The organism is Rheinheimera sp. MM224, assembly GCF_947090785.1.
Taxonomy (GTDB): domain Bacteria; phylum Pseudomonadota; class Gammaproteobacteria; order Enterobacterales; family Alteromonadaceae; genus Pararheinheimera.
In genome coordinates this window covers 1,792,170-1,815,169 of the sequence record NZ_OX352320.1, presented here as the reverse complement: position 1 = coordinate 1,815,169, position 23,000 = coordinate 1,792,170, and the positions used below count along the sequence as shown (strand labels likewise).

The following is a 23,000-nucleotide window of genomic DNA, read 5'->3' as shown; positions in this document are numbered from 1 at the left end:
TGCTTTATTAAGCAACGAAAAGTTAAATTTTGTTCCTGTTCATAGGTTTGGTGAACACTAAATGCACTGCACTGGTCGCTCTTTCCAAAAAGCCACCTTCGCAGTAACACAAGTAAAAATGCCAAAGCCGGATAAACTGATCGTCATAACCCAACTGATGCAGTTTATCCCGTGACGCCATAAAGTTATGACACCAATCCTGCAAGGTGCGGGCGTAATCCAGGCCTATATCCTGCACCTGACGTAACACTAAATCAGTGTAATCAGCCACTGCATTACTCATGCGTTGAATCGAAGGCAAGCAACCACCAGGAAAGATGTAACGCTTTATAAAGTCGACTTCTTTGACATAGTGACTGTAACGTTGATCGGCAATGGTAATAGCCTGCAATACCATCAACCCATCTTCTTTGAGTAAACTTGAGCATTTCGCAAAGTATTGATCTAAGAACTCATCACCGACGGCTTCTATCATCTCTATAGAGACAAGCTTGTCATAAGTCCCTGTTAAATCGCGGTAATCCTGAAATAACAAAGTGATTTGTGACTCCAGCCCTGCTTCACGGATTTTTTCTGCCGCATAGTCGTGTTGTTCACGCGAAATAGTGGTTGTAGTCACCTGACAGCCGTAATTACGGGCGGCAAATATCGCCATGCTGCCCCAGCCTGTACCAATTTCTATCAGATGATCTGTTGGTTTTAACTGCAGCTTATCGCAAATAGATTTAAGTTTATTCAACTGCGCCTGTTCCAGCGTGCAGCTGTCCGTTTCATACACTGCGCTGGAATACATCATGCTTGGATCTAAAAACAACTGATACATGGCATTACCTAAATCGTAATGCGCAGAAATGTTTTTGCGTGATTGCTCTTTGGTATTGCGATTACGCCAGTCCAGCAGTTTTAGCGCAGGTTTACTTAAACGCGCCCATGCCGACTCCAGCTTATCCAGCAGCGATGAGTTACGGGCGAGCAACTGCACCAGCACTGTTAAATTATCGCAGCGCCACTGACCGAGAATATAAGACTCACCCGCACCTACTGAGCCTGCGAACATCATTTTTTGATAAAAATCCGGATCCAATACGGTCAGCGTACATTGCAACTCGCCCTTTGCATCGCCCAGCAGCGTTTTTTCCTGACCTTCAACTAATAAAATGGCGCCATAATGCAACTGACTTAAATGGTTCAGCACCAGTTTGCGACAGGTTTTATCAAACCAGCGTAAATTTTGAAAAGGACATTGTTCGGTGATCAAAACCGTCATCTTGGTGTTTCCTTTGACTTAGGGTGGCCATACACAGGCACTGCTTTGACCAGCAGTTTTATTGCATGCCAATAAATTCGTGTCATCACTTGTACGTTTTGCCATGGACGGCGGATCAGTAAACTTTTCAGCTCGCGTAGACTAAATGGCTTACTGACCAAATGAAACCAGGCGCTGAATACCTTCTGTTGTGCTTTAAAATTAGTAATTGCTAATTCCAGTTGAGCTGAATTTGCCACAACAGTCCAGTGGTATTGCATATCCATCGGATTAAAAGGCGACACATGAAAAGCTTTGTCGTGTTGGTAATGCGATTTTTCCGCGCTATCCACTGGCACCAGATAATAGTGCCGTTCATTCCACGGTGTATTGCTGACTTCAGCCACTAACGCAATCAGTTGTTTTGTCTCATCAAAGCAGTAATACAAAGTCAGAGGGCTGAAGTAATAACCCCAGTTTGCCAGCGGGCTCATCATGCAGACTTTAGCCACAGCAGTGTCAAAACCTAAATCCAACAGTTTTTGCCTGACGGCCTGAGTTAAATTTTCTGCACCTGGCAAATAATCAGAGCGGCGGTAACTACAAGCCGCAAAACGCGCTTTTGACCATAACCAGCCTTTTGCCGGTATACGGTCCAGCTCGTCCAGGTCAAGCCAGAAGTAATGCACCTGATAGTCAAAACCATGCACTTTGGGTAAGTATCGTTTATGCCCTACTTCACCCGTTAATATCGCATGACCTGATGGGATCAACATTCCACTCCCATGGCTCTGGCTATATCCACAGCACTACGCACCCCATCTTCATGGAAACCGTTATACCAGTAGGCACCACAAAACCAGCTGTTATTCACGCCATTAATTTCACTGCGGCGTTGCTGCGCAGCAATAGTGCAGTGATTAAATACCGGATGGTCGTACTGAAAACGTTTTAAAATTCGACTCTGATCAATGGCATGGCCGTGATTCAGTGTCACCACAAAAGTGACAGGGGCTTCTATACCCTGCAAAATATTCATGTTGTAACTCAAAGTCGCATGACTGGATGCAGCATTGGTCAGATGGTAGTTCCATGCCGCCCATGCTGCTTTACGTTTAGGTAAAATGCGCTGGTCGGTATGTAATATCACTTCGTTTTTCTGATAAGCGATGCCGCCCAGAATTTGTCGCTCTGCTTCGCTAGGGTCTTTTAATAAGGCCAACGCCTGATCGCTATGGCAGGCAAAGACCACCTGATCAAAAGACTCACTACGGCCATCGGTAAATTCCAGAGTGACCCCCTCTGTATCACGTGTTACAGATTTTACAGGACTATTGAGTTTTACCTGTGCAGGATTCAGTGTATTTAATAAAGCGCGCACGTATTCTCTTGAGCCGCCTTTAATCACCGACCACTGCGGCCGATCCGCTACATTTAGCAAGCCATGGTTTTTGAAAAACTGCAGGAAAAAACGCAGAGGAAAAGAAGGCATATCGGCAAGACCAGAGGACCAAATAGCGGCCCCCATAGGCAATAAGTAGTCATTGCGAAGCTCGAGGCCTAAATTATGTTTGGCCAGAAACTCATCTATCAGTAAATCCAGATCCGGATGGTTTTGCTCCAGCAACTCCTTACCCAGTTTATTAAATTTGACAATATCCAGCAGCATACGCCAGAACGAAGGGCGAAACAGGTTGCGGCGCTGGGCAAATAAAGTCGCCAGAGTGTGGCCATTGTATTCCAGCCCTGTATCGGCTTTTTTCACCGAAAAACTCATTTGGGTATGCTGTGACTCCACCTTAAGCTCGTCTAAAAACTTATTAAAGAGTGGATAAGTCCAGTTATTAAATACAATAAAGCCCGTATCTATAGCGTACTCTTTACCTTCCACATTCACATCTACTGTCGCCGTGTGGCCACCAAGGTAAGAGCCCGCTTCAAATAAAGTGACATCATGCTGGCGCTGCAACAAATACCAGCTAATCATGCCGGAAATACCGCCGCCTACTACTGCAATTTTCATTTCTACCCTTCCTTAGCCATTTTTTGTTTAATTTTTTTAGTGACCCAACCCAGCAGCGGAATATGCTCCAGCACCATTTCATTTAAATCGTAATAATCTCTGTGGTAGGCAATTTTTCCGTCACTATTCCAGTGCACGACGGAGCAACCATGCACAGAAATCGCCTTGCCATTGCCTATGGCTTCATGAGTAAAAGTCATCACCCAACTCAGGCAGCCTTGATCCTGATTGGCAATTTTTGAGGTAGCAACAAAGTGGCAACTGCTTAAACGTGCGTAAGCGTGAGAGAAATACTGCTGCAACTGCTCCAGCCCCAGCATATGATGCACAGGGTCAATAAACTCCACATTGCAGGCATAGAGTTCAGGCAATGAACCTAAGTTGTTCTGGCTTAAGTTATTGTAAAAATCTAAAAAACGTTCCAGCCGTTCTGTCGCGTTATTTTCATTCATTATCCAGTACATCCTGCGGTTTTTTAACAGTGTGGAACAACTCTAAGGTTTTCAGCCGTGCTTTACTGTGATCCACAACAGGTTTGACATAGTCACTCCACATCGGCAAAGGATGGGGCCAGTGGATCTGTTTTTTGGGCACGTCAGCAAGTTCCGGCAGCATACGTTTTATAAATACGCCATCCGGGTCAAAACGTTCACTTTGAGTGACTGGATTAAAAATACGGAAATAAGGCGCAGCATCCGTGCCTGTTGATGCAGCCCATTGCCAGCCCCCATTGTTAGCGGCGAAGTCGCCATCAATCAGCTTCGACATGAAATACTGTTCACCCCAGCGCCAGTCGATATGTAAATCTTTCACCAGGAAACTCGCCACTATCATACGTAATCTGTTGTGCATCCAGCCGGTTTGATTCAGCTGGCGCATCGCAGCATCCACTATTGGATAACCGGTTTGTCCATCACACCAGGCCTGAAACAGCTGTTGATTATTCGGCCAGACAATAGCGTCCGTATCTTTTTGGAAGGCTTTGTGTTTAATCAGATCCGGAAAGGCCATTAAAATATGATGATAAAAATCCCGCCATACCAGCTCAGATAACCAGACTTCAGCGCCGGATTTTTCTCTGTCCCAGTCATTCGCAGCTTCCAATTGCAAACGGCTTATGCACTGCTGCGCTGAAATAACGCCTATCGCAAGATAAGCCGATAAAGAAGATGTTCCATCCACCGCCGGAAAGTCGCGTTCTGTTTGATAATACGCTGCTTTATCCCGACAGAACTGCCGCATCTGTTCCAGTACATGCAGTTCATCCACAGCATAAGCCAGCGAACTGCCATCCCCTTGTTTCATTAAAGGCAATTGTGGCAACTGCAGCGTTGTTTCTACTAAAGCTTTAGGCTTAGGGAAGCAGCGCACACCCGCTTCACGCAAACGCGCCAACCAGGTTTTCTTAAAAGGCGTAAAAATCTGATAAATGCCGCCGGTTTTGCTAAGGATTGAACCTGGTGGCATCACGGCTTTGCGGTCAAACCAAAAACAGGCTTTACCCGCATTGGCGAAGGTATCGCTGACCTTACGATCACGCACACACTCACGTAGTTCATACTCAGTGTGGCCGTACAAGGCTTCTGCTCCAGCATCTATCAATTGCTGCATCAGTTCTGGGATAGAAGAATAATGACTACCCTCAATCGCAAGCAAAGGGATATTCAAAGCTGCAAGTTCAGTCTGCAACTGCTGTACACGACGACGAATAAAATCTTGTTTTATCGGCGCCATAAAATGCTGCTGCCAGCTATCCGGTGTGGCAATAAAAAGCGCCACTACAGGCAAACCTGACTGGCAGGCTTCCAATAAGGCTTGGTTATCATAAACACGTAAATCATTACGCAGCCAGACTAAAGAAAATGCTGTGTTACTCATCAGGCGCGTAATCCCAGTTCGTCAGGGAACGGCTGCAGGTACTGCTGCGCCGCTACATACTGATGGGGATGCTGAGCCAAATGGTGACGCAATAAGGTTAAAGGTGCCAACAAAGGCAAATGGCCCTGACGGTATTTATGAATAAGGGCCAAAAGCTCCTGCTTGGCAGCGCTTGTCAGCATCTTCTTGAAAAAGCCCTGCAAATGCATCAACACATTGGCTTGCTGCTTACGGGTGGCTTGTTGCTTTAAAGCCTGCATTAAATCCAGTAAATAACGCTGCGCCAATTCATCCGGAGCAAACAATTTCGCTTGCGCCACTAAGCGGCCTAATTCACGGTACGCCACTGGGCTATGCGCCATCACCAAAAATTTATAGCGACTGTGAAAAGTCACTAACTTGCCCACAGTAAAACCAGATTGAAGCATCTGCTGATAGTCATGGCAGGCAAATATCCGGGTAACAAAGTTTTCTCTCAGGTTGCTATCAAGCAAACGGCCATCTTCCTCTACAGGTAACCAGGGATAGCTATGCATCAATTGCTGCGTAAAAACACCTACTCCAACTTTACCCAACTGGTGGCCATTTTGATCATTTAACCGTACCCGCTCCATGCCGCAGCTAGGGGACTTGGCGCAGACAATATAACCAGAGAGTTGCTTCAGCTCCGGCAACAGTTTCTCGGTAAATTGCAGCATAGTGTCTGTGTGGTCAATGCTGCTGTCTTTGCTGTTGACCAACCGTACTTGCTGAGCAGCATTAAGCTGCAAACGAATAGCAGGACGAGGCACACCTAAGCCTATTGCCTGTTCAGGGCAAACAGGGACATAAGATACAAAAGGAGCAAGAGTGCTGTTACAGAATTCAGATGCTTTATGGCCGGCATCAAAACGCACTTTTTGCCCAAGCACACAAGCGCTGACACCGATTTGGATACTCATAATAAGGACTCACAGAAAAAATCACGGAGATGACTATAATTGTTTACAGATCAGCAGGTTCATTGGATCACTGCAAGAGAAAATTTTTGATCATCAGATAGAGCTACTTTTGTCACAAAACAATCGCCGGGAGCGATTGTTAACATTGGAACGAAGTGACGATGGCCTGAACAGGCATTTTGCAAGGACAGCAAAATGTAAAACAATCGCCGGGAGCGATTGTTAACATCGGAACGAAGTGACGATGGCCTGAACAGGCATTTTGCAAGGACAGCAAAATGTAAAAAGCTGCGCCTTATGACGCAGCTTTTTCATCAGAAAGGTTCTTGAGTGTTAGTAGGAGTAACTCATGGTTACACCACTAAAAGTCGTATACGCCTTCACGCCCACATGCCAGGTTCCGGCTTGTGGATTGTTGATGGTGCATTGCTCGGCATTGCCATTTAAGTATGGACGGCAGTTGTATTGGCTTTCCGTCGGCTGACTGTTAAAGCGCACATACAAGTCCGCATCACCAGTACCGCCTGAGATGGTAAAGGTTAAGGTGCTGACACCTGATGGGATAACGTAAGAACCCCGTAACCAGGTACCAGTGCTGGCACTCAAGTTAGGGAAGGTTTCGCCCCCTGTGGGTGGAGGATTGCCACCACCGCCACCACTACAGCCATTGGCAGTCAGATAATCCACTGCAGCTTTGGCCTGAACTATACCAAAACCAAAAGAGTTATCCCGCCCGGCTGTACCTCTGTCCTGCGCTGTGGCCTGTAAAGCACTGCGGATTTGTGGTGCAGTACATTGTGGATGGTTGCTCCAGACTAAAGCTGCCACACCAGCGACATGAGGTGAAGCCATAGAGGTGCCGCTAATACTGTTGTAACCCCCATTATTCCAGGTGGAATTCACTGCAACACCTGGGCCTGCCAATTCCACCTGAGCGTTGCGCTGAGAGAAACTGGCCAGATTGCGGTTAGAATCTACAGCTGCCACTGACACTACGTCATTATAAGAGGCAGGATACGACAAACTGGTATTACCGGCATTACCTGCCGCCGCAATCAACAACATACCGCTGTTATAAAAATTGGTCATCGCCGTTTGTTCAGTTTGACTGGAACTGCTGCCGCCTAAACTCATATTGACGACTTTGGCGCCTGCTGTTTGGCAAGACTCTATGCCGTCAATCAGATCAGAAGCAAAAGTCCAGTTTCCTGAATCATTAAATATTTTTACTATATGTACATCGGCTTGAGCTGAAGGTAAAACCCCTATCACACCATCGTTGTTGTTCAGCGCCACCATAGTACCGGCGACATGAGTGCCGTGACCGTTGCCATCCGATGACCAGTTACCATGGCCTGAAAAGGCAAAACCGCTGACACCAGAGTTAGGTAAATCCGGGTGGCTTAAGGTATAGCCTGTATCAATAACGCAGACCTTGGCGTTAGCAGCATTGGCATCGCTGACCAAATTGGCCTGAACCATAGGAATACCATAAGGAGTGCTTTGTGCCATCGGCGTGATCACATCAAACAAATAACGCTTTTGATCCACTTCGATGTACTGCACTTCAGGGTCGGAAACCATAGCTTTTAACTGACGTGGATTTAATTCCAGTACGCTGGATTTGACCGAGCTTAAATGTTTGACAACTTTCCCTTTGTATCTACGCGCTAAGGTTTCTGCTCTTTGTTCAGAAAATTCAGAAACAGCCTGAGCGCCGCTTTGTAAAGTGCTGAAAGTGCCGTCTTTATATTTGACGATATAACGGCTGGTACTGTCATCACTTGGATCAATTGCAGCAACATCTGCAGCTGTAACAAACTCTGGCCCTGTATCCACCGCAGCAGCAACAGCCACTGAAGTTAAAGATAATGCAAAACAACCAGCAGTTCCCAGTAACAGTACTTTGTTTCTATTTTTCATATGTGTACCTTGTAAGAGTGTTGAAGTCCATGATGTGAAGTTGCATCCTGCGGCTCCAAACTTAGCAAGGCATAGCGATTACTCTTTATATTAATGTTATATTTTTATTATATAAATTTTACATTTAATCATTTTTAATTAAACATGTGATTTTATGTAACCAACCTATTCACATGGAGAAGATAACTCATCCATGGTCGCGTCGGATCGATAGAAATAAAAAAGGAGCGCCCTCGCGGAACACTCCTTTTATACACAGAACGACAAGAAATTATTTCTTGGCGGTGCCTACTTCGACTCTGCTTTTTAACTTCTGACCCGGTCTGAAGGTCACCACACAACGAGCGGAGATAGGAATATCTTCACCTGTTTTTGGGTTGCGACCTGGTCTTTGGTTTTTTACTCGCAGGTCGAAATTACCAAAACCTGACAGTTTTACCTGGTCGCCTGCTTCCAAAGCAATGCGGATCTCTTCAAAAAAAGATTCGACTATTAATTTTGCATCGCGCTTGCTGATGCCAAACTTGGTAAATAAACGTTCTGCTAAATCGGCTTTGGTAAGCGCCATTCTTAATCCCTCAACGTTGCGTTGAACTCTTTGCTCAGCACCTCGACCACAGAAGAGATAACCTGTTGGATATCTTTATCTTCAAGCGTCCGCGCCTTGTCCTGCAAGGTTAAAGCTATCGCTAATGACTTATAGCCCTCAGCAACACCCTGCCCTGTGTAGACGTCAAACAATTTTAGGTCAACTAATTGATTTCCGCCAACTTTTCTAATAGTAGCAAGGATATCTGAAAAACGCACATCAGATTTCACAACAATAGCTAAATCGCGACGGTTTGCAGGGTATTTTGAAGTTTCCTGAGCTAAAACAATGTGTTTATCACCAAATGCTTCAAGCTCTACTTCAAATAAAAAGGCTTTTCCTTTAATACCAAGTTTACGTTCCGCTTCCGGATGCAAGGCGCCAAGCACACCTACAGCTTTGCCATCCCGGTTTAACTGGGCAGTTTGACCCGGATGTAAGGCGCTGTGTTGACCTGTAGCGAAAGTAAAACACTCTGTAGCTGAAGTGCAGCTTAACAGCGCTTCCACATCGCCTTTAACATCATAAAAATCAACGGCCCGCTCTGCGATAGTCCAGTGCTCATTGCCATAACTGCCAACAATCACACCACCTAAAACCGGCACCTGACGTACACCACCTTCAGCATTGGCATCAGGGATAAATTTCAGGCCGTATTCGAATAAACGAATACGGTTTTGCTGACGATTCTGATTGTATTGCACTGCTTGCAATAAACCTGGCCACAGGTTTAACCGCATCGCCGACATATCAACGGAAATTGGGTTTGGCAACACCAGAGCAGCCTGACCCGGGAACAAGGTTTCCTGCACTTTAGGATCAACAAAACTATAAGTAATAGCTTCCTGATAACCACGAGCGACCAGCAAATCACGTAAGCTGTGAACGGAAATACGGCTTTCCTGATGTTTGCTCATCGCAAGCGCAGCTTGTGGTGCTACATTAGGAATATTATTGTAGCCATAGACCCGCGCCACTTCTTCAATTAAATCTTCCGGTATAGAAATATCAAAACGGTAGCTTGGTACTGTCACCTGCCACTCGTCAGTAGATGCCTGAACCTGCATCCCTAAACGCTGGAAAATCTCAGTGACGGTCTCAGTCGCAATAGAAATACCTAAAATACGATCCAGCTTAGTGCGGGTTAACGCAATTTGTGCCGATTTTGGTACGTGCGCCTCTGACACAGCTTCAACCACAGGGCCTGCTTCACCACCGACAATAGCTAACAACAAGGCTGTTGCTCTTTCCATCGCTGTGCGTTGCAATTCAGGGTCGACACCACGCTCATAGCGGTGTGAAGCATCAGTGTGCAAACCGTATTGACGGGCCACACCTGCCATTTCAACCGGAGAGAAGAATGCGCTCTCAAGGAAAATGTCGCTGCTGTCTTTCGTCACACCACTGTGCAAACCACCAAAGATACCAGCCATTGCTAAGGCTTTTTGACTATCCGCAATCACCAGCGTATTGGCTTTTAACGTCACTTCGTTGCTATCCAGCAACACCAGCTTTTCACCGTCTTTGGCCATACGCACATCAATATCACCTTCGATTTTTGCTAAATCAAAAGCGTGCATCGGATGACCCAACTCCAGCAAGACGAAGTTAGTCACGTCCACCACAGCATCAATAGAACGGATACCAGAGCGACGTAATTTTTCTACCATCCACAAAGGCGTGACAGCAGCTGTGTTGATATTACGAATCACACGACCTAAATAACGTGGACAAGCTTGTGGCGCAGACAACTGAATGCCTTTGACGTCACTGATACTTGCAGCAACAGCGGCAATGTCAGGCTGTTTGACGTCCAGGTTATTCAACACCCCCACTTCACGGGCTAAACCTTTTAAGCCTAAACAATCAGCACGGTTTGGTGTTAAATCCACTTCAATGGCATTGTCGTCTAACGTCAGGTACTGACGAATGTTCTGACCCAGCGGCGCATCAGCAGGCAGTTCAATAATGCCTTCTGAACTTTCAGCCATGCCAAGCTCCGATAAAGAACACAACATACCGTTCGATGGCTGACCACGTAGCTTAGCGGCTTTAATTTTAAAATCGCCAGGCAATACAGCGCCTACTGTCGCAACCACAACTTTTAAGCCCTGACGGCAGTTGGCGGCTCCACAGACGATATCTAATAATTCACCAGTGCCAATATCAACTTTGGTTACTTGTAATTTGTCGGCTTCAGGATGACGACCACATTCAACCACATGGCCCACAACTACACCGCTAAATTCACCGGCAACCGGCTCGACACCGTCGACTTCCAAACCGGCCATCGAAATTTGTTCTGCTAACTCATTGGTCGATAACTGCGGGTTGACCCACTCACGTAACCAGGATTCACTGAATTTCATTATCTGCTCCCGCTTATCTGAATTGCTTTAGAAAACGCAGATCGTTTTCGAAGAATGAACGAAGGTCTGTTACGCCATAACGCAACATGGTCAGACGCTCAACGCCCATACCAAAAGCAAAACCGCTGTACACTTCAGGGTCGATGCCAACAGAACGTAATACATTTGGATGCACCATACCGCAGCCTAATACTTCCAGCCATTTGCCGTTTTTGCCCATCACGTCCACTTCAGCTGAAGGTTCGGTAAAAGGGAAAAAGGACGGACGGAAACGGATTTGCAGGTCTTCTTCAAAATAGTTATTCAGGAAGTCGTGCAAAATACCTTTGAGTTCAGTAAAGCTGACGTTTTTATCGACCATCAAACCTTCCACCTGGTGGAACATCGGGGTATGAGTTTGATCGTAGTCGTTACGATAGACACGGCCAGGGGAAATGATCCGCAGTGGTGGCTGTTCTGTTTCCATAGTACGAATTTGCACACCAGAGGTCTGAGTACGCAGCATCAGCTTAGGATTAAAATAAAAGGTGTCGTGATCGGCACGGGCCGGGTGATGCGTTGGAATATTCAGTGCATCAAAGTTATGGAAATCATCTTCGATTTCCGGGCCATGTTTCACTTCAAACCCCAATTCACCAAAAAAGCTTTCAATACGGCGAATGGTGCGGGTCACAGGGTGCAGACCACCGGCTTCTAAAGCACGGCCCGGCAAAGTCACGTCAATCTGCTCTTTTGACAGTTTTTGTGCCAGTTCAGCCTGTTGCATCTGGTCACGTTTAGTATTTAACGCGTCCTGCACTTGCTGTTTTAAGTCATTGATCTGTTGACCAGCAGTTTTGCGGGTTTCCGGATCCATAGCACCTAAAGATTTCAGCAACTCAGTGATGCTGCCTTTTTTACCCATAAAGGCCACGCGCACATCTTCCAGTGCGTTGATATCGTTCGCTACAGCGACTGCCTGTAAGGCTTCTTCTAAAATGGCGGTTAAGTTCATCGCTATCCTCAGACCAGCGTTAATCCCCTTGGTACCTGAAGCGGCAGCTTTGTGGGCTGCAGCATCGATAACTTCGGGTAGATAAGTCGTATAAAAAGGTGGCAATAATACACCAGATTTGCGCTCAGAGCTTGCGTAAAATAAGGCTTTTTTTAGTTCAAAGGACGAAAAATCAGTGAGATAAGCTCAGCATGTCTTTGACAAAAGGAATGGTCAACTTACGCTGATGCACTATCGAGGCTTTATCCAGTAAATCGAGAATTTGCACCAGTTCACGGATATCACGTTGCTGACGGTTGAGTAAAAACCGCGCCACTTCATCTGGCAGCTCCATGCCGCGTAAACGGGCTTTTTGTTGCAGCAGTTTTTGTTTGTCTTCATCGCCTAATAAACGCAATTGAAAACTGGTACAAGCCTGCAAACGCGAGACTAAATCCGGCAAGGTAATGCCCAGCTCGGTGGGTGCCTGATCGGCGACAATAATCAGAGCTTTGCCCTGCTCTGTCATGCGGTTGTATAAATCAAATACCGCCACTTGCCAGCTGATATCCCCGGCTATGGCCTGAATATTATCCAGACAAACCAGATCCAGCTCTTCGAGTTGGTCCAATATTCTGGGACTCCAGGCTTTAAAATCCTCCAGACTCAACAACTGACTGGTTAAACCCAGTTCCTGCGCCTGCACACAAGCAGCGTATAACAAATGCGATTTACCACTACCACTGGCACCAAATAAATACAAAGGCAGACGGTGTTCAGAGGGAGTCGTCAGAAAATGCTTGATATAACCCACCACAGGGCTGGTTTCAGCCCCATAGAAGGTATCTAGAGTTTCATCTTCTGGCAGCGTCACTGCCAGAGTGTATTGCACCGGAGTCATTAGTTAGGGATATACCTGTAGCGCAGCACGGAAGGCATAACATCTGGCGATGCTGCGGTTGGCTCTGTTGCCATTTCGGCAGCCATTTCAGCAAAAAGCTCGTCCGTTTCCGCCGCAGTTTCAGTTGCCTCTGTTGGTTCTGCGGAAACAGTTTGTTCAGCTGCAGTTTGCAGAGACTGCAAACGACGTTCCAGCGACAAGGAGTTAATAAAAGCACCGCGGTCTGCCGCCAGTTGTACTTTAAACTTCAGTAAATCCGCTTTGCGCTCCTGCACTGTCACTTGTTTGACCGACAACATGGCGCTGAGCATTTGTTGTACTTTGACCTGATCGACAAAATTAGTTAAGCCTTCAATATCCAGCTCAAGCTCGGTCTGGCCCTGTTGGCTACCGAGTTGAACTGCAAATTTACTGGCCAGTTGCGCCGTTAAACTGCTTAAAAATGCAGAAGCCAACTCTTGTTGTGAGCTTGCTACTAACTCATTGCTGACCAGTTGATCTTGCTCATAGCCCTGCCAGGTTAATCGGTATTGGCCAGCTGTTGGCTGATCAAAAAGTAAAATTAAGGTCTGATCGGCATTAAATGGCAAACTGGCTTGTTCAATCAGCAGCCAGTTGCCGGCCCATACCTCGTCCTGCGACAAGGTTGGCACATAAGTGTCACTGGCGGTAGGTAGCTCAAGAGGCAAGCCAATAGCCTTCGCTTGCTGCTGCAATTGAGTCAATACAGGGTTCGCAGCACCTTGCATAAATACACGGCTTTCAGGGGTTTGCTCTACAGGCCACAGCACTATGGCTGGGCGTCTGGCGCCCCAAATCGCGATCTGGTGCTGGCTTAACAACTGTTGTACTTTTTGCTCATCCAATCCTACTTTTAACGCAGGACCTTGCTCTGAACTTACAGCAGCAAAAGTTTTAATATAGTTGCCTGCGTTTTTCAGTTCAGCTTTAATCGCAGCTTGCTCTACCACTGCTGGATTGACTGTCACTTTGACCAATACCTGAGCCAGCGCCTGCTGTTGCCAGGCACTTTGGCTTTGACCCGCAGGCACAACAGCCTGATACAAGTCAGTCAGTTGTTTTGCTTGTGCACTGCTGAGGCACAACATAAAACACAGAGCTGTAATAAGTAATCGCATCTTTTGCCCTTAACCTGCTAAAAACCTTAACCCGCCAACACAGGGAAAATTCCCTTTAAGCCAAGACTGATAAACTCAATAGAAATAGCCGCCAGAATAAGCCCCATCACCCGGGTGATAATATTCATGCCGGTTTGTCCTAATCTGTTGGCTATTTTACCTGATAAGCGCATCAGGATCGCCAGAAGAATGCCAACAAGTAAAATTTCTGCCGAAATAATTAAATAATGTTGCCAACCTTCAGCTCTGTTGGCATATAAAATAATCGAACTAATGGCTCCGGGGCCTGCCAGCATCGGCATAGCAAGCGGCACCACCGCAATAGAAGATTTTTGCGCTGCCTCTAACCGCTCCGCTTCAGTACTTTTTGCACCGCTGGTTTGAGCGTTTAACATCGAAATCGCCATCAGCAGAATTAAAATACCACCACCGACCCGAAACGAATTCACCGAGATGCCAAAAAAACCAAGGATAAACTCACCAAAAAATAATGTGACCAATAAAATCACGGTAGCCGCTTTGGCTGCTGTAGTCGCAACCTGTTTTTTGTCTTGCTCGCTGTGATCCGCAGTTAATGACAAATACATAGGCAATGCGCCAAGAGGATTTAAGATAGCGATGATGCCGATAAAAATTTTTAAATAATCCTGCACATCCAGCATCAGCTATCCTCTTCGTTACTGCATTGTCATTAAAATGAGCCTAATCATAGCGTTATTTTATCTTTCCTGCATCCGGCCAAGACGACTCAGTGGCTTCAACCAGATGCAATAAAGCATGCAGCTGGATGTCACCACATAAAAAAACCACCCGCAGGTGGTTTTTTAACTAGATCGAGCTGCAGTTCAGTACTACTGATTTACAGCTCAATATTATCTCTTTTGATAATTTGAACCAAGGCCTGATGCAATGCACTGACCTGCTCTGCAGACATCACTTTACCTTCGCTATCACGCCAGCTCAAACTAGTACCTACTTCTGATTTTGTCAGTACCAACTGATAATTGCCAGGAGTCAAAGGCACCTTAATAGTTTCCTCGCCGCCCCATAACGAATCCCAGAAGCCAGACTCTGGTTCCTGATACGTCAGGAAGAAGGTGTATTTTGTTCTGTCCAAATCATTCACAACAAAGCCATTTTGTTCGAATAACAACTCTAACTGAGGCCAGGCTGCATCGATAGACTGTCCAGTGAGCATGGCCGCATTACCCTCTGCATCAAAGCCAGTTGTCAAAGTGATTTGACGTGATTGTGCTTTCTTCTGCTTGATCTGAGCCAATTCTACCGTCGCAACTTTATCCACCAGACGGTTCAGGAAGTACACTTCCTCGCGTTTTTGCGCTATGGCGGATAATTTTGCATCGTTGTCTATATAACGATGTTCCAGCAACTGCACTCGAAGACCTACAGTACGACCGTGGGTTTTAGGTTCAAAAACGACCAGAAAACGGCTCTGTTCTTTCTCTACCATATCTTTCCACAACCAGAAACCTTCCTCTTCAAAACGGCTCACCCAACCCGTTTCAAATACCAGGCCTTGCTGATCTTTTTGGGTGATTTCGATTTGTTTTTCTTTGCCGAAATCCAGCACGTTAGTTTTCAGGTAAGGTAATAACTCCCCTGTAAACTCAGAACGCTCAAACCAAATCCGTGCTTCTTTTTCTTCTTCTTCCACCCGGCTATTGGTAGCCAGCGCCAATACCTGCATAGGGGATTTCAGTTCAACTTCAGTCACTGGCGCATTTGGAGCTGGTGGAATATCAAACTGTGCTGGTTTTTTTGCAGCCGCTAATCCGGCAGGTACCTTTAACTCAGCCAAAGGCTTAGTCTCCACCGGGCTTTGCTCAACAACGTCTTCAGGGAACAAAGAGCAACCAGAAATAAACAATGAGGCAACTAAGCTTGCCGGGATCCAATACTGCACTATAAAACTCCTACACATTAATCTGGGCTTGTTTCAGCGCTTGTTCGATTACGCTTTGATGAATTGGTTCCAACCGGGTCAAAGGTAATCTTGCCATATCATCAGCAATTAACCCCATCTTCAGCAGTGCCCATTTACTTGGAATAGGATTGGCTTCGATAAACAGCTGATGATGTAAGCCTTGTAACTTCTGATCAAGCTGTTGTGCCAATTCTGTATTTTTTTCTAATGCTGCTTTTGACATTTGTGACATCAAAGCAGGCGCAACGTTAGTAGTCACCGAGATGACGCCGTGGCCACCTTTTAACATAAATTCGCAGCAAGTGGCATCGTCACCGCTGAATAATAAAAAATCTGCCGGACATAAAGCTTGTAATTGCACCAAACGCGCCATTGAGCCTGTCGCTTCTTTAATACCAACGATATTCGATATTTTTGCCAATTCAGCCACAGTTTCAGGCAACAAATCCACACCGGTGCGGCCTGGCACGTTATATAAAATAACGGGTTTATCTGTTGCCGCGGCAACAGCCTGATAGTGAGCTATCATGCCTTTTTGCATAGGTTTGTTGTAATAAGGAGTCACAGTCAAAAAACCTGCAATAGGCAAGGCGGATAAAATTTTGGTCTTTTCTACCGCGTCCGCAGTTGAATTTGAACCATTGCCTGCGATCACAGGAATACGGCCATCAACCTGAGCCAGAACCGCTTCGAGGACCTGACGTTGTTCGGCAAAACTTAAAGTAACGGACTCGCCTGTAGTCCCCATAATCACCAAAGCGTCGGTCTGGTTGCTTAAATGAAAATCCACCAGTCGCTTCAGGCTGCCATAATCCACAGCACCATCAGTATCCATAGGGGTGATTAAAGCAACAATACTTCCGCTAAACATGCTCAAGGCTCCAAAATTTTCAGGCTGCCTATGGTAATGACGCACGACAACAAACACAAGCAAGGGACTGTCACACAGGTGAAATTTACGCGAAATATGCTAAACTTCGCAGCCGTTTTTCATTCAGAGACATCAACTTAGCATGCCACAACAATTGGTCGTCACTGCAATAGGTGCAGACAGAACAGGACTGGTTAGCCGTCTTGCACGCCTGGTTACGGATTGTAACTGCAACATAGTCGATAGCCGCATGGCTATTTTTGGCAATGAGTTCACTTTTATTATGTTGTTATCCGGTGATGCTGTGGCCATAAGCCGGATTGAACATTTATTGCCCGGATTAGGTTATGAACTTGATCTGCTAACCATGACCAAACGTACATCAGCCAATCATACTGCAGAGGTCAGCGCACATTACGTGTTGGAGTACACTGGCAAAGATAAAGTAGGCACTTTGGGAGCCATTGCGACTTTGCTGGCGAATCATCAGATTTATATAGGGGCTTTGCGCACAGAAACCCTTACTGATACCGACACTAAGCAGCTGTTAAACCACTGCACTATGACGGTCCAACTGCCACAAGGTGCGCAGCTTGAGGTGATTAAGCAGGAAGTTTCAGCACTGCTGGAGCAATTGCAACTGACCGGAAGTTTTGAAGCTCAGTTATAACAAAGGAAAGACAATGAACAGATTAACAGCAGGACAACAAGCACCGGATTTTAGTTTGCCAGATCAGACAGGCCAAGTTGTGCAGTTGAGCGAGTTACTGAAAAAAAGCCGAGTACTGGTGTATTTTTACCCTAAAGCCATGACACCAGGCTGCACAGTACAAGCCTGTGGCTTACGCGATAGTAAAGCGCAATTGGCTGATTTTAATGTGCAGGTTGTGGGCATCAGTATTGACGCCCCTGCCCGTCTGGCTAAGTTTGAACAAAAAGAGCAGTTAAACTTTACCTTGTTAGGTGATGAAGATCACACAGCTGCAGAAGCTTTTGGAGTCTGGGGCGAAAAGAAATTTATGGGCAAAATTTACGATGGTATCCACCGAATCAGTTTTCTGGTTGAGCAAGATGGCACAGTCAGTAAAGTCTTTGATGACTTCAAAACCAGCAATCACCATGATGTGGTGTTGGCTTACCTGAAAAGCGCCAATTAATCTCCATTAATCCCAACAAAGTGGATACCAGCCGCATTTTCACTACTTTTTTATGGTATCTATTATGCTCAGTTTTTTTATTGCGCTCAAAAAAGGATCTGTTGTATGCATAAACTATCCCTGCTCGGTCTGATTGTCGGCCTTGGTCTGGTGGCTCAGCCTCTGGTGGCTGAATCGTTAAAAACCGAAAAAGCCACTTTGGACATGCAAACGCTTTCTTCCGGATTAAATCATCCGTGGGCCATGCAGTTTTTACCAGACGGCTCTTTGCTGGTGACAGAACGTGCAGGCTCTTTGCGTTATATCAGCAAAACCGGTGAAAAAAGTGAAGCAATTGCAGGTGTACCCACTGTGCATGCGCAAGGTCAGGGTGGTTTATTAGGCTTGGTGCTGGATCCGGACTTTGCAAAAAATAAAACCATTTACTTTAGTTTCAGTGAACCTCGCGACGGTGGCATCAATGCTACAGCTGTGGCCAGTGCCATTCTGGATGGTCAGGCATTAAAGCAGGTGAAGGTTATTTTCCGTCAAGCTGAAGCTATTGACAGCAACTATCACTACGGTGGCCGTTTAGCGTTTAACCCTGCTGGTGAATTGTTTATCACTTTAGGCGATCGGGGTTCACGTCGTGATGATGCCCAAAAGCTGTCGGGGCACTTTGGCAAAGTGGTTAAAGTGAATAAAGATGGTACTGCTGCAGCAGGCAATCCTTTTGCTGCACAAACAGATGCAAAAGCCGATGTCTGGTCTTATGGCCACCGTAATTTGCAAGGTGCCGCTATTCATCCTCAAACCGGTGCCTTGTGGACTCATGAGCATGGCCCTCAGGGCGGTGATGAAATCAATATAGCCACGGCTGGTAAAAACTATGGCTGGCCGGTCATCACTTATGGTGAAGAATATGGTGGTGGTGTGATAGGCAACAAAACCAAAGCCGGTTTAGAACAGCCTCTGCATTATTGGGTGCCTTCTATTGCTCCAAGTGGTATGAGTTTTTATACCGGCACTCAAATCAATGGCTGGCAAAACAATCTGTTAGTGGGCTCTTTAAAATTTGGGCAGTTAGTACGTTTGGAGTTGACTGGCGATAAAGTCAGCCATGAAGAGCGTATCCGCATTGGTGCACGTATCCGTGATGTGCAAGCTGGCCCTGATGGCTCAGTCTATCTGCTGACTGACGAAGATGACGGTAAGTTATTACGTTTATCCCCACAGTAATGAGTATCCTCTTCAGATGAATTATTTACCTTTTAAACTGAGCGCTTTAGCGCTCAGTTTTTTTTCTGCAGCTGTTATCGCAGAAGAAAACCAAAAACCCGATGAAATCCCGGACGAAATCATAGTGATCACAGCTCAGGGCCAGCAATCGCCCTGGATTGGCAGTGCTGCCAGTAGCTTTCGCAAAAGTTTTGATCAACAACCCTTGCAGATGGATGCTGCCAGTTTATTGCAGCATATCCCCGGCATTCAGGCCGACAGCAGAGCCAACTACGCCCAGGACAGCCGTTTAAGCGCACGTGGTTTTGGCAGCCGCAGCAGTTTTGGCATTCGTGGCATTCGCTTGCTACAGGATGGTATTCCGCTGTCCAGTCCGGATGGTCAGGGCCAATTCAGTTCGGTGCTATTGGATCAACTGGCCTCTGTTGAAGTGCTAACAGGCCCGCTTGCGGTGTTGTATGGCAATGCAGCGGGCGGTGTTGTCGCGCTGCAAAGCCGTTGGCCAACAGAAAACTCAGCCTCGGTGCAACTCAGTCACAGTCAGTTTGCCCGTCAGCAACTGCTCTCAGCCGCTGTGGTAAAAGGCAATCATGCAACCTCAGTTAGCCTGAAAAATGCAGAGTTACAAAGCCAACGTGCGCACAGTGATGCAAAAAAACAACAAGCCCAGTGGTTATGGCAAAGTGCTTTTGAGAACGAGCTAAAACTACAACTGAGATACGACTGGTCTTATGATCCGCTGCTACAAGACCCGTTAGGTTTAACTACACAGGAGTGGCAAGCCAATCCTCGTCAGACCGCAGCCAATGCTTTAACTTTTGATACCCGCAAATTTACCAAACAACAGCAATGGAGCATGAACCTGTCGCAGCAACTCGCTGATCAAAGCTGGCGTCTGGCGGCCTGGTTTGGTCAACGTGATGTAGGCCAGTATTTGGGTTTTGATGGTATAGCGCCGACCTCCGCTGGTGGTGTGGTCGATTTAAGCCGGCCTTATCAGGGTCTGGATGCATCCTACAGCTGGCAATTTGACACTGTGCGCCTGAGTTTAGGAGGTGCGGTTGAGCAAAGTACCGATGAGCGCCGTGGTTATGTCAATAATCAGGGCGTTCAGGGCGATTTACGTCGCGATGAAGAAGGCGAAGTGCAGTCTGCTGATTTGTATAGCCGTTTTGTCTGGGATTTAGACCCTGCCTGGCAATTGAGTGGCGGTGTGCGTCACTCTGATCTGGATTTTGATGTCACTGATTTTTATATCACCGCACAAAACCCGGACGACAGCGGCTCCACTTCTTTTGCCAAAACCTCAGCGGCACTGGCTCTAAACTTTGCCCAGTCTGAACAGCTATCCTGGTATATCAGTGCAGGTCGTGGTTTTGAGACCCCAACCTTTACCGAGATGGCGTACCAAAGCAACGGCGATGGCCTGAATCTGGGACTAAAAGAGAGTACCAACCAGCAATGGGAGCTGGGTAATAAGTGGCAATTGGATAACTGGCGGTCCAGCCTGGCCGTATTTTTGATTGAAAGTGAAAATGAGTTAGTGGTGGATCAGTCCCTTGGCGGTCGCACCAGTTATCGCAATGCCAGTGAAACAACACGCACTGGTGCTGAACTGTCGGCCTTGTGGTTTGCCTCAGCGTCCTGGCAACATCAATGGACACTCACTCAGCTCAATGCCCGTTTTACAGAGGGCGATCTGGATGGCAAGTTACTCCCCGGAGTGGCCAAACAACAGGCCCAGTGGCAAATCAGCTGGATGCCTTTGCAAAGCCAGGAGTGGATGCTGCAGTTGGACACACTGTATCGCGGCAAAATAGCGACCAGCGATCAAAACCTGCTATTTGCGCCCTCCGCCACTGTCTATCACCTGAAACTGGTTGCAGAGTCGACGCTGTCCGATACGCAACTGCGTTACTGGCTGGGTGTGGATAACCTGACCGATAAAAACTATGTGGGTGCTGTGGTGGTGAATCAGGCCAATGGCCGCGCTTTCGAACCTGCGCTGCCCCGCTCGGTCTCTTTAGGACTTAGCCTGGTTTTTTAACTCTGTCTCAGGGTGTATTGCTTCGGGAATGCACCCTATCTTGTGCTAAAAAGCAGATCTGGTTGAACTTCATCCGTTTTATTTTGCCAAAGACACTGAAATTAATCAGTGGCTTAACAACAATTAACTGAACCACTGTACACTCTGTTTTATTCTGGCTTTGAAAAACTAAACAGCGCAACCTGAAGATGTTGTATCTGATTGCTACTGTTGCAGATTTATCAAAAAAAGCTGGGGTAAGCGGACCAAGTGAATTAAAATTGCCAGTGTTTAAAGCCGGTATGACTGAGTTCAAAAAATAAATGAAGCAATTTGCAGTAAAAACACAACTCATTAAACTGAGCCTGTTCAGTATCTGTCTGGCTCTGACTAGTGCCTCAGTTCAGGCAAATAATGCGTTACCTGATATAGGTGGCAATGCCTTTTCAACCTTAACGCCGGATAAAGAGAAACAACTGGGCGACGTGATGATGCGTCAAACTAAAGGCCAGTTGCCTATGGTGTATGACCCCCTGATGGATGAATACCTGAACTCTATGGGTAACCAGATGGTGGCTAAGGCTCAGGATGTTAAATTTCCATTCCGCTTTTATTGGGTCAATGATAAAAACATCAACGCTTTCGCGACCTTGGGTGGCAACATCGTCTCCCACACCGGCACTTTGGCGGTGTCAGACAGCGAAAGTGAATTTGCCTCTGTTATAGCGCACGAAATCTCTCACGTGACCCAGCGCCACATAGCCCGATCTGTTGAAGCCCGCTCTGAAAATGGCCCTTTAACTCTGGCGGGTATTCTGGGTTCTATATTACTGGCAACAGTGAATCCGGAAGCCGGTATGGCCGGTATTATGGCCTCGCAGGGCTTGGCGCAACAAAGTGCGATTAACTTTACCCGTAGTAACGAACAGGAAGCCGACCGCATTGGTATTCAACTGATGGCTGATGCGGGATATAACCCTTATGCTGTGCCTGAGTTTTTTAACAAGCTGGCGGAAAAAAGCCGTTTTGCTAATACCCAGCTGGCTTTTTTGTACACTCACCCTTTGTCACAATCCCGTGTTGCCGATTCCCGTTTAAGAGCAGAACAATTTCCTAAACGTTTTGTCGCCGATAGTCAGGACTATACCCTGATCAAAGCACGGGTGATGGCGCGTTATCATTACCAAACCAAAGATGCCCAGAGTTATTTTTTACGTAAACTGTCCGAACCAGGCGGTAATACCAAAGCCAATCAGTATGGTCTGGCGTTGACCTATTTTGATGACAAACAAGTCGACAAAGCTGAGCAAATTATCAGCAAGCTGCGCCAGCAAGAACCAGATAACTTATTTTATATAGATGCTTACACAGATATTCTGCTGGCCCAAGGCAAAGCTGAGCAAGCCATGACCATGCTGGAGCAGCAGTACTTACTAAAACCCAATAATCAGGTGATCACGCTGAACTATGCCAATGCGGCTATTCAGGGTAAAGCGCATCGATTAGCTGTGCATTTACTGAGAAACTTACTTTATTTCAAAAATGATATTTTCCTGGCTTATGAAATGCTGGCTGATACTTACAAAGCGATGGAAGACTACGCCCGCTATTACGAAGCCAGAGCAGATTTATATTATCAAATGGCTATCTACCCCAAAGCCATTGATGATTTAAACGAGGCGTTAAATCATCTGGGGAAAAATAACACCTTAGAAAACAGACGGATTGAGGCCAAGAAAAAACAATGGCAAACCGAGTTAAACCGTCTGAAACGTTTGTAACATCAAGGCACTGTTAATTT

At 46.4% G+C, this 23,000-nt stretch carries 20 protein-coding genes; 5 read left to right on the top strand and 15 right to left on the bottom strand.

Annotated features, from left to right (window positions below):
• Window positions 1–22: 22 nt before the first annotated feature.
• The 15 genes from OM978_RS08675 to dapA form a co-directional block, all read right to left on the bottom strand.
• Window positions 23–1,267, bottom strand: coding sequence for an SAM-dependent methyltransferase (locus OM978_RS08675; RefSeq protein ID WP_264346439.1), 1,245 nt, complete (start codon window positions 1,265–1,267; stop codon window positions 23–25).
• A complete protein-coding gene (locus OM978_RS08670; RefSeq protein WP_264346438.1) occupies window positions 1,264–2,022 on the bottom strand; it encodes a DUF1365 domain-containing protein in 759 nt (252 codons plus the stop codon). The genes OM978_RS08675 and OM978_RS08670 overlap by 4 nt, the downstream gene beginning before the upstream one ends.
• Entirely contained in the window at window positions 2,016–3,269 is a 1,254-nt protein-coding gene (locus tag OM978_RS08665; protein WP_264346436.1) for an NAD(P)/FAD-dependent oxidoreductase, read from the bottom strand. Before OM978_RS08665 ends, OM978_RS08670 begins: the two co-directional genes overlap by 7 nt.
• Before the next feature lie 2 nt (window positions 3,270–3,271).
• Window positions 3,272–3,721 (bottom strand): nuclear transport factor 2 family protein, encoded by a 450-nt coding sequence (locus OM978_RS08660; RefSeq protein WP_264346435.1) that lies wholly within the window; start codon window positions 3,719–3,721, stop codon window positions 3,272–3,274.
• On the bottom strand, window positions 3,714–5,147 hold the full coding sequence (phrB, locus tag OM978_RS08655; RefSeq protein WP_264346434.1) for a deoxyribodipyrimidine photo-lyase: 1,434 nt from the start codon (window positions 5,145–5,147) through the stop codon (window positions 3,714–3,716). The genes OM978_RS08660 and phrB overlap by 8 nt, the downstream gene beginning before the upstream one ends.
• A complete protein-coding gene (locus OM978_RS08650; RefSeq protein ID WP_264346433.1) occupies window positions 5,147–6,088 on the bottom strand; it encodes a YbgA family protein in 942 nt (313 codons plus the stop codon). The genes phrB and OM978_RS08650 overlap by 1 nt, the downstream gene beginning before the upstream one ends.
• Window positions 6,089–6,421: 333 nt before the next feature.
• Window positions 6,422–8,011, bottom strand: coding sequence for a S8 family serine peptidase (locus OM978_RS08645; RefSeq protein WP_264346431.1), 1,590 nt, complete (start codon window positions 8,009–8,011; stop codon window positions 6,422–6,424).
• A 271-nt stretch (window positions 8,012–8,282) separates the two neighbouring features.
• Complete coding sequence (gene ihfA, locus OM978_RS08640; RefSeq protein WP_008898181.1) at window positions 8,283–8,579, bottom strand: integration host factor subunit alpha; 297 nt, start codon at window positions 8,577–8,579, stop codon at window positions 8,283–8,285.
• Window positions 8,580–8,581: 2 nt separating this feature from the next.
• The gene (gene pheT, locus OM978_RS08635) at window positions 8,582–10,969 is read right to left on the bottom strand and encodes a phenylalanine--tRNA ligase subunit beta (protein WP_264346430.1); all 2,388 of its coding nucleotides are present in this window, start codon (window positions 10,967–10,969) and stop codon (window positions 8,582–8,584) included.
• 13 nt (window positions 10,970–10,982) lie between these two features.
• Window positions 10,983–11,963, bottom strand: a complete 981-nt coding sequence (pheS, locus tag OM978_RS08630; RefSeq protein WP_264346927.1) for a phenylalanine--tRNA ligase subunit alpha — start codon at window positions 11,961–11,963, stop codon at window positions 10,983–10,985.
• Window positions 11,964–12,135: 172 nt separating this feature from the next.
• Window positions 12,136–12,843 carry a DnaA regulatory inactivator Hda gene (gene hda, locus OM978_RS08625; protein WP_127021876.1) on the bottom strand — a complete coding sequence of 236 codons (708 nt, stop codon included), beginning with the start codon at window positions 12,841–12,843 and terminating at the stop codon, window positions 12,136–12,138.
• Complete coding sequence (locus OM978_RS08620) at window positions 12,843–13,982, bottom strand: DUF2066 domain-containing protein (RefSeq protein ID WP_264346428.1); 1,140 nt, start codon at window positions 13,980–13,982, stop codon at window positions 12,843–12,845. The genes hda and OM978_RS08620 overlap by 1 nt, the downstream gene beginning before the upstream one ends.
• 26 nt (window positions 13,983–14,008) lie before the next feature.
• On the bottom strand, window positions 14,009–14,644 hold the full coding sequence (locus OM978_RS08615) for a YchE family NAAT transporter (protein ID WP_233006799.1): 636 nt from the start codon (window positions 14,642–14,644) through the stop codon (window positions 14,009–14,011).
• Window positions 14,645–14,841: 197 nt separating this feature from the next.
• Window positions 14,842–15,906 carry an outer membrane protein assembly factor BamC gene (gene bamC / locus OM978_RS08610; RefSeq protein WP_264346426.1) on the bottom strand — a complete coding sequence of 355 codons (1,065 nt, stop codon included), beginning with the start codon at window positions 15,904–15,906 and terminating at the stop codon, window positions 14,842–14,844.
• A gap of 10 nt (window positions 15,907–15,916) precedes the next feature.
• On the bottom strand, window positions 15,917–16,798 hold the full coding sequence (gene dapA, locus OM978_RS08605) for a 4-hydroxy-tetrahydrodipicolinate synthase (RefSeq protein WP_264346425.1): 882 nt from the start codon (window positions 16,796–16,798) through the stop codon (window positions 15,917–15,919).
• Window positions 16,799–16,940: 142 nt separating this feature from the next.
• On the opposite strand from dapA, the gene OM978_RS08600 reads away from it, so the two are divergent.
• The 5 genes from OM978_RS08600 (at window position 16,941) to OM978_RS08580 (ending at window position 22,980) form a co-directional block, all read left to right on the top strand.
• Window positions 16,941–17,468, top strand: a complete 528-nt coding sequence (locus OM978_RS08600) for a glycine cleavage system protein R (RefSeq protein ID WP_264346424.1) — start codon at window positions 16,941–16,943, stop codon at window positions 17,466–17,468.
• Window positions 17,469–17,481: 13 nt separating this feature from the next.
• Window positions 17,482–17,955: a thioredoxin-dependent thiol peroxidase gene (gene bcp / locus OM978_RS08595; RefSeq protein ID WP_264346422.1), complete on the top strand. Its 474-nt coding sequence runs from the start codon at window positions 17,482–17,484 to the stop codon at window positions 17,953–17,955.
• Window positions 17,956–18,060: 105 nt separating this feature from the next.
• Complete coding sequence (locus OM978_RS08590) at window positions 18,061–19,173, top strand: PQQ-dependent sugar dehydrogenase (RefSeq protein WP_264346420.1); 1,113 nt, start codon at window positions 18,061–18,063, stop codon at window positions 19,171–19,173.
• A 16-nt stretch (window positions 19,174–19,189) separates the two neighbouring features.
• Entirely contained in the window at window positions 19,190–21,220 is a 2,031-nt protein-coding gene (locus OM978_RS08585) for a TonB-dependent receptor family protein (protein ID WP_264346418.1), read from the top strand.
• A 302-nt stretch (window positions 21,221–21,522) separates the two neighbouring features.
• Window positions 21,523–22,980 carry a M48 family metalloprotease gene (locus OM978_RS08580; protein ID WP_264346417.1) on the top strand — a complete coding sequence of 486 codons (1,458 nt, stop codon included), beginning with the start codon at window positions 21,523–21,525 and terminating at the stop codon, window positions 22,978–22,980.
• Window positions 22,981–23,000: the final 20 nt, after the last annotated feature.